The sequence below is a fragment of the Methanosarcina sp. 2.H.T.1A.6 genome, from assembly GCF_000979455.1.
Taxonomy (GTDB): Archaea; Halobacteriota; Methanosarcinia; order Methanosarcinales; family Methanosarcinaceae; genus Methanosarcina.
On the sequence record NZ_JJOY01000020.1, the window covers coordinates 17,898 to 28,552 of the forward strand.

Sequence of the window (10,655 nt, forward strand, 5' to 3'; positions counted from 1 at the left end):
AAAAGATGTAAAAGGGGGAAGATTTCATTGGCAGACGGTGGTTTAATAAGTGAACAGGAAACTCACAAAAACCAAGAGGCAGCAACCACAATAAAGGAAACGGTGAAAGAAGATTATAAATGGATTGCTAAAGGGGACACATATCCTGTAAAAGAGCTGCTTAAAAAAGCCGGGATGCTCTGGGACAGGCAGCATAGAGAGTGGTACAGTAATAAAAAGCCTGATGTCAGGATAGAAGGCATTTATATCATGAAAAAAAAGGCATAAGGTGTTTTTAAAGGGTGAATATCAGAATAAATTAGTGCAAAAAATTGATGTGAAAAATTAGTGTGAAAAAGAATTGGTGTAAAAAGGAAAAGTGCTCCGATGGGGATTTGAACCCCAGTCGCAGGAGTGAGAGTCCTGAATGATTGGCCGAGCTACACTATCGGAGCACGCTGTCACTTATGTTTTGCTGTAAGGCAGCATATCATCAAGTAATTTATAAAATATAAACCTTTCGTCTGATTCTTGAAAAAAGATAAGAATTACCGGCAAGGAATAGACCCCTGCTCGGCACAAAAAAGGAAAGCCGTTCCCAGAAGGGTTAATAATCAGGTTCAGGCTTTCTAATCCGGTTTTCTACAGGCAGATGCTTTCTAAATAAGTTATTCCAACAGGTTACACGAACATGGCCTGAGGAATTGTGGGCGCCTGCACGTTTACAACCTTGTCATAAGCTTTAAGGAAATCTGCCATGGTGATCTGCTGACCACGTCTGCGCAATACAAATATTCCGGCTTCTTTGACAATTACACTTATCTCTGCCCCGCTCCTTCCTGACATCGTCTTTGCAAGCTTCTCAAAGTCCACATCATCGGCAAGCTTCATCTTACGGGTGTGGATCTTCAGGATCTCAATCCTGCCTCTTTCATCAGGGAGTGGAATTTCAATTGATCTGTCAAACCTGCCAGGTCTGAGGAGAGCAGGGTCAAGCAGGTCAATCCGGTTGGTTGCCGCAACCACCTTTACGTTGCCTTTCGGATCAAAACCATCCATTTCGGCAAGGAGCTGAAGCATTGTTCTGTTTACTTCTGCCGAGCCGCTGGTCCCATCATATGTTCTCATGCTGCCCACGGCATCGATTTCATCTATGAAGAGGATGCTTGGGGACTTGTCCCTTGCAAGCTGGAAGATATCCTTGACGAGCCTTGAGCCTTCCCCTACGAACTTCTGGACGAGGTCGGAACCTGACATTCGGATGAAGGTGGCTTTTGCCTGAGAGGCTATGGCTTTTGCAATCAGGGTCTTCCCCGTACCCGGGGCACCGTGGAGCAGAACACCGGAAGGAGGTTCGATTCCCAGATCCTCAAAAAGCTCGGGTTCGGTAAGCGGAAGTTCCACACTTTCACGGACTTCCTGAAGTACATCCTCCAGCCCGCCAATCATGCTGTAGTCCACACCGGGAGAATTGATAAGCTCCATAACCTGAGCTCTCACGTCGGCAGCCCTGCTCACTATGGAAAATAATTGAGTAAGCTCCGTTTACAGCAACCCTCATTCCGGGCTCTATTTTTCCGAGACATTCTTCAGGGATCTGCGTAAGGACTTCCTGATTGTTTCCATGCTGCCTGATAAGGGCAATTTCCCCAGTTACCTCAAGAATGGTTGCAATGAAAAGTGGAGGTTCAGTAAGCTGTTCCAGATGAGCTTTTAATTTATTGATTTCCTGAAGGTGCCTGCCTGTGGCTACACTGGCTTCAAGGAGCCGGGCCTTCATATTTTCGTTCTGGACCTTAAGTATCTCTATTTCGGTTAACAGAGATTTCACATCCTCAGGAATGATCTCCCCGCACTCAAGCTGAAACTCTACCCTGGACTTAATATCTTCCAGGGAAGATCTTATGGCACTGTCTTCTGACATTTGAAAACACCTGTTTTGTGGTATAAAATTGATTTGAATATTCTGGTTTCAGGTTAATTGAGTTCTAAACGTGTGTGATATGGTTGATTTAGTTGATTTAGTTGATTTGAAGGCAAAAGGTTTACGGATAACCCGGCTTGCAGGTAATGGTCTACGGCTAACAGGGTTTTAGTAATTACCCTGCGGACTTCTGTATGCAATTCTTCCGGGATCTGCCTCCACCCTTCAGGGCTTTTACAATAAAGCAAAAGCCTGAAAACGGGCTCCAGGAACAGAACAATACTTTTCATGACTATTGCCCTTCGGAGGGCAATTGCATGTTACCCGGTACAGGACAATTTATACATATGCCTTTTACAGGATAACGTACACGTATCAAAGGTTAAAATGCAATTGAAGAGGTTCTTATCGTGTTCACAGTATATATAAGATGCCGGGAATAATTATATACATATAAATATAAAAATGGTATATATAAGTTCCCGTAATACCTGCAGCCCATCGCCAACCCCTATAAAATTACTTTAGAATGCTCACTTAATATACATCAGCTTTATTGTTTATTTCAGACTCTCTATTTATCCTTTCAATTAATTATACATAATTGTCACTTTTCAATGTCACCGCAATTCTCCCTGAAGGGCCAGAATTTGGGAAGTAAAAGCAAAAATTATGGGTTTTTTAGATAGGTCTGCCCTGGAGAAAGAGTTATATAAAAACCTATCGTCAGAAATATGCAGAATTTTGGGTAAAAAGAAACGAACTAGAATAAATAAGTAACAACAATTGAGAACTTTCCCATATTTAAGATAATGTAGCCATGATTCAGACAAAATTCCCCCATCTAGACAATAAAAAATATAAAGTCGTCTACATAAATAGAAAATTTAAAGGATAGATTTAATAATAAAAGCATAATATCATTCCACATGCGTACATCAGAAGATTTTCTAAGAGTAGGCGCAACAGTCACATTTGTTGGCTTTATTATAGTATTATTAGGCATTGTTCTTACAACATTACAGCATCCCACAAAAACGCAAATGGGCGGACTTATCATGCTAGGACCCATCCCGATAGTATTCGGCTCTGCTCCTGAAATTACAACAAATATGCTTGGACTTGGGTTATTAATAACGATTCTTTATCTATTCCTGTGGAAGACGAAACGTTGATTGGAAACTTACTTGTTTTGACTGGGATTTTCATTATACTCTTCGGGTTTTTAATGCTTATAATCGGAACAGCCATAGGCATGCGCGAGAATTTCGAACCTGGAAAAGGATATTCAAAAAGAAGAGACCGATTCGGAAAAGAAGCTGATTCTGGAAATTCGTTCGGTTTTGAGGGACTCAATAAGAAAGAGCCTCATGCAGGAAAAGCCGAGTCAAGGATAAGAGGCGGAGGAGTAATTATGCTCGGCCCGATCCCGATTATCTTCGGAAGCGATGGAGAAAGTGCAAAGACAGCAGCAATCCTTGCGATAATCCTGATGGTTCTCAGCCTGCTTATTTTCAGAGGCATAATATTCTAAATTTGCCTGCATTTGCATTCAAACATTTATCTACCCTGTTTTCAAAGCCACCCTGTTTTCAAAGGCACAGAATTTAAAACTGCTTGCCCCTTAATCTCGTTGTTTCATGACATGCCATTGCCCCATGACATGCTATTGCTTCGATGTACTCCCGCTTCATTATATACATAATAATCTGGGCTGGTAATATAACGGGACTTGGACAAAGGGGTGTAATTATTATGCTGCTTATTATGCTGCCCTGCTGCAGGGATAGTATCAGGACTGAGGGAAAGTTTTCCGCCATTCAGTTTATGGAAATGGGGGTCAGGGCGCTTAAACTGCGTACGGACTTAAGGAACACATTGGAGAATATTAATAAAATTGTGCCCCGGGACGGGGGCAAATAAACCGGACAAAACCTTATTAAGGTTAAGCCCGATTCATGGCTTATGTTTACGATAATCACAGGCGCGCAGTTCGGTGACGAGGGAAAAGGCAAGATTGTCGACCTTCTTGCAAAAGACTATGATATTGTTGCCCGTTTCCAGGGCGGGAACAACGCAGGCCATACAGTAAAGGTAGGAGATGAGGTCTACAAACTGCACCTGATCCCCTCAGGCATTCTGCTTGATGCCAGGGTACTGATCGGGCCTGGGGTTGTCCTGGACCCGGAGGTTTTAGCCGAAGAAACCGCAATGTTTGAGAAGCACGGGATAAAGGTAGATGCAGGGAAACTCGGAATTGATGCAAAAACAAGTATCATTATGCCTTACCACATAGAAATGGATGGGCTTAGAGAAGCTGCAAGGGAAACGAAAATCGGAACCACCAAGCGTGGAATCGGCTATGCTTATATTGATAAGGTAGCCAGAGACGAGATCCGCATGGCTGAACTTGTGGACAGGGAGCGCTTCCTAGCAAGGCTTGAAGAACTTGCCCCTCAGAAAGAAAAGGAAATCGAGGCAATGGGAGGAGACCCGAAGGTCGTCAGAGATCCGGCCCACATAAAAAGATACCTGGAACTGGGAAAACAGTTTGCTGCCTATATTACTGATGTTTCCAGGGAAATCAATCAGGCTCTTGATGAAGGAAAGAATGTCATGGCTGAAGCCGCTCAGGGCACCCACCTTGACGTTATACACGGGACCCAGAAATTCGTAACCTCTTCTTCCACAATTTCAGGCTCTGCATGTGCCAACCTTGGAGTGGGACCTACGAGGGTGAACAGTGTTATTGCCATAGTAAAAGCCTATATAACAAGAGTTGGGGAAGGACCGCTACCAACAGAGCTTGCCGGGGAACTGGGAGAAAGGATGCAGAAAGCCGGAGGAGAGTTCGGGACAACTACAGGCAGAGGCAGAAGATGCGGCTGGTTTGATCTTCCACTCCTTAAAAAGGCTATTGCCCTTAACGGATATACGGAAATTTCCCTTACCAAACTGGACGTACTGACAGGCTTTGACCCACTCAGGATCTGTACAGGATACAAATATAAAGGAGAAAGCCTGGATTATCCCCCGGAACTTACCGAAGACCTCAAGGAATGCAGTCCTGTGTATGAAGACCTCCCTGGATGGAAAAACGACCTGACAGAAGTGAAAGCCTACGACGAGCTCCCTGAAAATGCCAGAAACTATATCATAAGGCTTGAAGAGCTTATGAAAGTCCCTGTCAAATATATATCGGTAGGTCCGGGAAGAGCACAAACCTTTAAAAAAGAATAATGCCATTTAGTAAACCTGTTCGGGATCTTACCGAAAAATGTATATATTAACCAATAAATTTATCAACCCCATTTTCCAGTTTAGACTAAAATCATATTAACCGGCATTATCGGGTCTTCTGACCCAAATTTTAAAGAGTCCGTAGCCAGCTTATAAACCAGCAATGGATTTCTCGGAAGAGCATAAGAGTTACCTCTTTTCGAGAACAAGAGTTACATTCCTGACAGATTCGGGGGGGAAGAATCGGCACTATCGCCCGAACCTGCAAAATTAACTTAATTCGCATAAGGAGGAGAGCATGACAACAGTATTTGATGTTCCTGCAATGGAAATGATCGACAAGCTTGCAGGTATTCTGAAGGAAAATGAAAAGGTAGTTCCCCCCGAATGGGCAGGGAACGTGAAAACCGGGGTTCACAAAGAACTCCCCCCGACCAATGAAGACTGGTGGTACGTCAGGTGCGCAGCAGTCCTCAGAAAGATCTATACCGACGGACCAATCGGAATCGAGAGACTCCGCTCAGTATATGGGGGAAAGAAGGACAAGGGTGTCCAGCCCTCCCGCAAAGCAAAGGGCAGTGGTTCTGTTGCCAGAAAGGCAGTACAGCAGCTTGAAACTGCAGGCTTCCTGCAGAAGGTAAAGGACGGAAGAACAGTATCTGCAAAAGGGCGTTCCATGATGGATAACGCAGCACACGAACTTAAGCAGGAACTGCTCGAAAAGATTCCGGAACTTGCAAAATACTAAAAGAGAAGCTACTTCAGAAAGGGACCTGAGAAATTCGGACTCCCTTTCATATATATTATAAACCATATTCCGGAAAACCGGTTTTTTCGGTGATTGCCTTGTCTAATATGGATGATGAACTCGAAGAAATCCGAAAGAGACGGCTTGCAGAAATTCAGAAACAGCAGGCACCACATCAGCCACCTGATATGCAGGCAGCTTACCAGCAGGAGCAGGCAAGAGCTGAAATGGAAGCTCAGAAGCAGGCTATACTGAGGCAGATCCTGACTCCCGAAGCAAGGGAACGCCTGACAACTCTGAAGATGTCAAGGCCAGCCCTTGGGGAACAGCTTGAGATGCAGCTGATATCGCTTGCCCAGAGTGGAAGGCTCCAGTCTCAAATCGATGACGAACAGCTGAAATCACTCTTGATGCGGATGCAGCCAGCGAAACGCAAGACGTCCATAACCCGGATTTAAGCACAATGAAAGTCTCGGTCCTCTTTAGTGGAGGTAAGGACAGTTCACTCTCTGCCCTTTTGTTGGAGCCGTTTTTTGAGGTAGAACTCGTAACCTGTAACTTCGGATTGCTCCCTACAGGAGAAATCGCAGCAAAAACTGCTGAGGAGTTACATTTTCCACACAGGGTCCTTTCTCTTGAGAGAGAAATCCTGGAAAAGGCATACGAGATGGTACTGAAAGAAGGGTTTCCGAAAAGTGCTATCAATTATATCCACGAAAGAGCTGTCGAAACTCTTGCTATGGATCCGGCAGTTAAAATGATTGCCGACGGAACCAGGCGAGATGACAGGGTCCCAGTGCTTTCGATCTCACAGGTGAGAAGCATTGAAGACCGGCTGGGAGTACAGTATTCCTGCCCCCTTAAAGGATACGGCAAAAAAGTTGTGGATTCTCTTGTCGGATGTTACCTGAATGTTGAACAGGGTCCGAGTGAGAGTACTCAGAAAGCAGATTATGAAACAGAACTCAGAGAGTTAATCCGGCAGAGACAGGGAGAGGAGAGAATAAGGGAACTATTCCCGGTTCATTTCCAGTCCCATGTACTTTCAAGGAAGAGATTTCCCTGAAAAAAGAAGCAAATGAGTTTGAAAACTGGAAGCTTCCCTGAATGGGAAAATTCTGGAATAAAGATTTATACAATAATCGAGTTATATTCAACCCCTATACTACTGCTGCAGATTAACCCATAATAGATAGGATTTACAGGACATGGTTAACAGACCTGCCGATTCATTCCGGTATGGTAGAGCCGCAATTACGTAAGGGTTGAAATCACAATCAGCTAATTACCGGATATAACTGTAAATTAACAGAATTATTAGATTAGAATACTTACAGTCAACAGGTGTGGTCCACTTGAGTCATAACATGAAAGGACAGAAGAAGCGTCTTGCAAAGGCGCACAAACAGAATACGCGAGTCCCGGTATGGGTTATTGTAAAAACTAACCGGAAGGTAGTAAGTCATCCCAGGCGCAGACACTGGAGAAGAAGAAGCCTGGATGTGAAATAAGCGAGGATGGTGGGAAAAAATGGCAGACGACATGGTTAAAGAACAGATATATACGATTCCCCTCAGAGAGGCAAGGAAAGTCCCTATATGGAAAAGAGCCAACAGGGCAGTTATTGAAGTAAGGGATTATCTCGTAAGGCACATGAAAACCGAATCGACGCAGGTTAAGCTGGACAAATCCATCAATGAACGTCTCTGGGAAAAAGGCTGTGAAAAGCCACCTCTCTCAATCCGGGTACGGGCTGTGAAGTTCGCAGATGGTGAAGTACAGGCAGAGCTTGCCCAGTAAATATATACCAGGAAAGCGAAAAGTCAAAGAATATGATCAGAACAGTGGATATCTACGATACCCCGGTCATCGGGGTCTTTTCAACCTGTACCGAAGATATTGCCCTCGTTCCCCCTATGGCAAACCCAGAGGTCTGCACTATACTCGAAGAGGTGCTGGATGTAAGGGTCATCGAGACTCTTATAAATGGAAGCATTGTAGTGGGAGCCCTTTCAAGAGGCAACTCAAATGGTATTCTGCTTCCATATGGATCCAATGTTGAAGAGATGCAGAGACTCACAGGAGTCCCTGCGGGCACCCTTCCGGACAAGCTGAATGCGGTAGGAAACATCGTGCTGGCAAACGATTCCGCAGCCCTTGTACATCCCGAGCTGTCAGATATGGCTCTGGAAGCCATTGCCAGGACCCTTAAGGTGGACGTTTACAGGGGAACAATTGCCGGGATTAAAAATGTAGGGATGGCAGGAGCCGTTACAAATAAAGGGCTTCTGGTACACCCTAAAGTGACAGCTTCAGAAAGAGAAGCTCTGGAAAAGATCTTCGGACTTCCGGTAAACATAGGGACTACTAACTTCGGGACCCAGATGCTTGGCTCAGGCCTGCTTGCGAACTCAAAGAACTTTGTAGCAGGCTCCGAAACAACAGGACCGGAACTCGGGAGAATTGAAGAAGCCCTTGGGTTCCTGGAATGAGCATCATATCATCCATCTGTTCCAGAACAAAGTTACAGCAAGAGAGTGGTAATGATGAAGAGTTTTATTGTCAAAGGCAAATTTAAAGCAGGAAACAGCTGGGAAGACTTCACAAAGAAGATCGAAAGCCAGAATGAAAAGAATGCAACCGATAAGACATATTCGATCTTCGGAAGCAAACACAGAGTTAAAAGAAACCAGATCCAGATCGAAAGCATAGCTGAGGAGTGAAGGATATGGCAGAAGTCAGTGAAGAGATCAGGAATCTGGCAGCCAGGCATCAGGATTTCCAGAGGCAGGCTGAAGCGCTCAGGCAGGAGATGAGCATGGTACAGGCTTCCATTTCCAGCTGCGATCAGACCATTGTGACAATAAATGAGCTGAAAGCAGCTTCAGAAGCAGGCAAGGCTGCGGAAACAATGGTTCCGGTAGGTTTTGGTTCCTATGTTTATGCTGAAGTCAAAAACGCAGATCGAGTCGTTGTTAATCTCGGAGCAGGCTTCAGTGCAGAGGAAACTGCAGAGGGAGCTATCGAAACTCTGAACCGTCGCAAAGAGCAGCTTACGAAAATATTTGAACAGATGAATGCTTCACTGACTAAATTCGCACAGGGGATGCAGGCCCTTGAAGCAGAAGCTGCAAAACTTCAACCTGGCCAGGCCTGAAAAATGCCCTGGCTCAGGCACAGATACCGTATTAGTGAAACTTATAAACCTTATTTAAGAATCGAATAATATCATTAACTTTAATAATTCCATCAACTCTAATACTATTCCATCAACTCTGATTATCTCATTAATTTCAATTACTTCATTAAACTTTAATTACCTATTTTTTACTGAATCTTTTCGGGATGGATCCTGTGTTCAACAAATTTAAAGAGAAACTTGGGAGTTTTAAGAAGGCGCTCAGCAAAACGATTGATGAAAAGGCAGTAGAAGTCGAACCAGTAGTCGTTGAGCAGGCGCCTGTAAGCGAAGAAAGCCTCGAAGAGGAAATTGAGCCGATAATTGAGGAAAAAACCATCGAGGCTGCCCTGAAAGAAGAAAATCCCGAAGCCGAAACGGTTACTGCTTCTCCGGGAATCACCCATATTCCGATGGAAGATCTGAAGAAGGCGGAATACAGGAAAAAGCTTGAAGACAGAACGAGGGTTGAAGGGAAAAAAGTAGAGGAAGAAAAGCCCCCTGAAGAGAAAAAGTCTTTTTTCAAAAAGGTCGTCCCGAAAGTTGGGTTTGCTCAGAAAGCTAAAGCCCTTGTTTTTAACAGAGAAGTCTACCTGGATAGCAAGGATCTTGAAGAGCCGATGTGGGAGCTTGAAATGGGCCTCCTGGAAAGTGACCTTGCCCTCTCGGTTTCCGAGGCTATTGTTGAGTCTGTGAAAACCCAGCTTACAGGCACTACAAAACGGATTGGAAGCAATACAGGAGAAATAGTTGAAGCAGCCCTGAAGAAAGCAATCCTTGATGTTGTATCTGCTAATACCTTTGATTTTGATGATTATGTAAAAAACAGGCAAAAGCCCGTTCATATTGTCTTTGTGGGGATTAACGGAACCGGAAAAACAACATCCATTTCAAAGATGACACACAGACTGCTTAAATCGGATTATTCGGTAGTTCTTGCCGCAGGAGACACATTCAGGGCAGGCGCTATTGACCAGCTGGGAATTCATGCAAGCAGGCTTGGGGTAAAGATGATTAAGCATCAGGCCGGAGCCGACCCGGCAGCTGTTATTTATGATGCTGTCCAGTATGCAAAAGCGCATAAAATCGATTTTGTGCTCTCTGACACGGCAGGCCGCATGCACACAAACATGAACCTTATGGCACAGATGGAGAAGATCTGCAGGGTAAGCTCTCCGGACCTTATAATCTTCGTGGACGAAGCCGTAGCTGGAAACGATGCGGTAGAAAGAGCTGCCCAGTTTAATGAGGCTGTCCCGATTGACGGGTCCATCCTGACAAAAATCGATGCTGATTCCAAAGGAGGAGCTGCCATATCCATTGCATACATTACAGGCAAACCGATTCTCTTTTTTGGAATGGGACAGGGATACGAAGACCTGAAAAAATTCGATCCCGAATGGTTTGTGGACCAGCTATTCAACCAGTAAAAGTCACTCAAGCAGCAAGTTACCAGTAAACTGAAGAGTTCCCGGAAAAGAGAGAGCGTATTTATTTCTCCAGCCCAGCCTGTTTTCCGGGAATTTAACTGCAAAAATACAGTATCGCAGTAAACAATAATAGAAGAGTAACAACAATAATAATAA

15 protein-coding genes, 1 tRNA gene and 1 pseudogene are annotated in these 10,655 nt (G+C 44.4%); 14 read left to right on the plus strand and 3 right to left on the minus strand.

The genetic code is table 11. The features are described 5' to 3' along the window. Window positions 1-27 precede the first annotated feature (27 nt). Window positions 28-267 (plus strand): hypothetical protein, encoded by a 240-nt coding sequence (locus EO98_RS04620; RefSeq protein ID WP_048143125.1) that lies wholly within the window; start codon window positions 28-30, stop codon window positions 265-267. 92 nt (window positions 268-359) lie between these two features. On the opposite strand, the gene EO98_RS04625 is transcribed toward EO98_RS04620, so the two are convergent. The 3 genes and pseudogenes from EO98_RS04625 to EO98_RS04635 all read right to left on the minus strand — a co-directional run bounded on the left by EO98_RS04625 (window position 360) and on the right by EO98_RS04635 (window position 2,193). After that, window positions 360-434 (minus strand) — tRNA-Glu (locus EO98_RS04625). Between the two features lie 226 nt (window positions 435-660). Next, a pseudogene (locus tag EO98_RS04630) lies at window positions 661-1,903 on the minus strand (proteasome-activating nucleotidase). A gap of 53 nt (window positions 1,904-1,956) precedes the next feature. Then, window positions 1,957-2,193 (minus strand): hypothetical protein, encoded by a 237-nt coding sequence (locus EO98_RS04635; protein ID WP_048143126.1) that lies wholly within the window; start codon window positions 2,191-2,193, stop codon window positions 1,957-1,959. A gap of 639 nt (window positions 2,194-2,832) precedes the next feature. Between EO98_RS04635 and EO98_RS04640 the strand changes: the two genes are divergently transcribed. The 13 genes from EO98_RS04640 to ftsY all read left to right on the plus strand — a co-directional run bounded on the left by EO98_RS04640 (window position 2,833) and on the right by ftsY (window position 10,499). Continuing rightward, window positions 2,833-3,078 carry a DUF131 domain-containing protein gene (locus tag EO98_RS04640; protein ID WP_048143128.1) on the plus strand — a complete coding sequence of 82 codons (246 nt, stop codon included), beginning with the start codon at window positions 2,833-2,835 and terminating at the stop codon, window positions 3,076-3,078. A gap of 53 nt (window positions 3,079-3,131) precedes the next feature. Next, window positions 3,132-3,437, plus strand: coding sequence for a DUF131 domain-containing protein (locus EO98_RS04645; protein ID WP_235283910.1), 306 nt, complete (start codon window positions 3,132-3,134; stop codon window positions 3,435-3,437). 221 nt (window positions 3,438-3,658) lie between these two features. Continuing rightward, window positions 3,659-3,826 carry a hypothetical protein gene (locus tag EO98_RS18235; protein WP_156161022.1) on the plus strand — a complete coding sequence of 56 codons (168 nt, stop codon included), beginning with the start codon at window positions 3,659-3,661 and terminating at the stop codon, window positions 3,824-3,826. Between the two features lie 42 nt (window positions 3,827-3,868). Continuing rightward, entirely contained in the window at window positions 3,869-5,143 is a 1,275-nt protein-coding gene (locus EO98_RS04650) for an adenylosuccinate synthase (protein ID WP_048143132.1), read from the plus strand. Window positions 5,144-5,441: 298 nt separating this feature from the next. After that, the gene (locus tag EO98_RS04655; RefSeq protein ID WP_048136024.1) at window positions 5,442-5,891 is read left to right on the plus strand and encodes a 30S ribosomal protein S19e; all 450 of its coding nucleotides are present in this window, start codon (window positions 5,442-5,444) and stop codon (window positions 5,889-5,891) included. An 89-nt stretch (window positions 5,892-5,980) separates the two neighbouring features. Next, window positions 5,981-6,349, plus strand: coding sequence for a DNA-binding protein (locus tag EO98_RS04660; RefSeq protein ID WP_048143133.1), 369 nt, complete (start codon window positions 5,981-5,983; stop codon window positions 6,347-6,349). A gap of 5 nt (window positions 6,350-6,354) precedes the next feature. Further along, window positions 6,355-6,957 (plus strand): tRNA (5-methylaminomethyl-2-thiouridylate)-methyltransferase, encoded by a 603-nt coding sequence (locus tag EO98_RS04665; protein WP_048143135.1) that lies wholly within the window; start codon window positions 6,355-6,357, stop codon window positions 6,955-6,957. Window positions 6,958-7,246: 289 nt separating this feature from the next. Further along, window positions 7,247-7,402: a 50S ribosomal protein L39e gene (locus EO98_RS17720; protein ID WP_011024005.1), complete on the plus strand. Its 156-nt coding sequence runs from the start codon at window positions 7,247-7,249 to the stop codon at window positions 7,400-7,402. Between the two features lie 19 nt (window positions 7,403-7,421). Continuing rightward, the gene (locus EO98_RS04670) at window positions 7,422-7,691 is read left to right on the plus strand and encodes a 50S ribosomal protein L31e (RefSeq protein WP_048143137.1); all 270 of its coding nucleotides are present in this window, start codon (window positions 7,422-7,424) and stop codon (window positions 7,689-7,691) included. Window positions 7,692-7,723: 32 nt separating this feature from the next. Next, window positions 7,724-8,383, plus strand: coding sequence for a translation initiation factor IF-6 (locus tag EO98_RS04675; protein ID WP_048143139.1), 660 nt, complete (start codon window positions 7,724-7,726; stop codon window positions 8,381-8,383). 54 nt (window positions 8,384-8,437) lie between these two features. Then, window positions 8,438-8,614, plus strand: a complete 177-nt coding sequence (gene rpl18a, locus EO98_RS04680) for a 50S ribosomal protein L18Ae (RefSeq protein ID WP_327037301.1) — start codon at window positions 8,438-8,440, stop codon at window positions 8,612-8,614. A gap of 5 nt (window positions 8,615-8,619) precedes the next feature. Beyond that, window positions 8,620-9,048: a prefoldin subunit alpha gene (gene pfdA, locus EO98_RS04685; protein WP_048143143.1), complete on the plus strand. Its 429-nt coding sequence runs from the start codon at window positions 8,620-8,622 to the stop codon at window positions 9,046-9,048. Between the two features lie 197 nt (window positions 9,049-9,245). Continuing rightward, the gene (gene ftsY / locus EO98_RS04690) at window positions 9,246-10,499 is read left to right on the plus strand and encodes a signal recognition particle-docking protein FtsY (RefSeq protein WP_048143146.1); all 1,254 of its coding nucleotides are present in this window, start codon (window positions 9,246-9,248) and stop codon (window positions 10,497-10,499) included. The last annotated feature ends 156 nt before the right edge of the window (window positions 10,500-10,655 follow it).

What these genes read in the sequence shown, in the direction of transcription:
- EO98_RS04675 (WP_048143139.1), top strand. Translation starts at nt 7,724, where the DNA reads ATGATCAGAACAGTGGATATCTACGATACCCCGGTCATCGGGGTCTTT.
- EO98_RS18235 (WP_156161022.1), top strand. Translation starts at nt 3,659, where the DNA reads ATGCTGCTTATTATGCTGCCCTGCTGCAGGGATAGTATCAGGACTGAG.
- EO98_RS04640 (WP_048143128.1), top strand. Translation starts at nt 2,833, where the DNA reads ATGCGTACATCAGAAGATTTTCTAAGAGTAGGCGCAACAGTCACATTT.
- EO98_RS04655 (WP_048136024.1), top strand. Translation starts at nt 5,442, where the DNA reads ATGACAACAGTATTTGATGTTCCTGCAATGGAAATGATCGACAAGCTT.
- EO98_RS04650 (WP_048143132.1), top strand. Translation starts at nt 3,869, where the DNA reads ATGTTTACGATAATCACAGGCGCGCAGTTCGGTGACGAGGGAAAAGGC.
- rpl18a (WP_327037301.1), top strand. Translation starts at nt 8,438, where the DNA reads ATGAAGAGTTTTATTGTCAAAGGCAAATTTAAAGCAGGAAACAGCTGG.
- EO98_RS04645 (WP_235283910.1), top strand. Translation starts at nt 3,132, where the DNA reads ATGCTTATAATCGGAACAGCCATAGGCATGCGCGAGAATTTCGAACCT.
- EO98_RS04665 (WP_048143135.1), top strand. Translation starts at nt 6,355, where the DNA reads ATGAAAGTCTCGGTCCTCTTTAGTGGAGGTAAGGACAGTTCACTCTCT.
- pfdA (WP_048143143.1), top strand. Translation starts at nt 8,620, where the DNA reads ATGGCAGAAGTCAGTGAAGAGATCAGGAATCTGGCAGCCAGGCATCAG.
- EO98_RS04635 (WP_048143126.1), bottom strand. Translation starts at nt 2,193, where the DNA reads ATGAAAAGTATTGTTCTGTTCCTGGAGCCCGTTTTCAGGCTTTTGCTT.
- EO98_RS04670 (WP_048143137.1), top strand. Translation starts at nt 7,422, where the DNA reads ATGGCAGACGACATGGTTAAAGAACAGATATATACGATTCCCCTCAGA.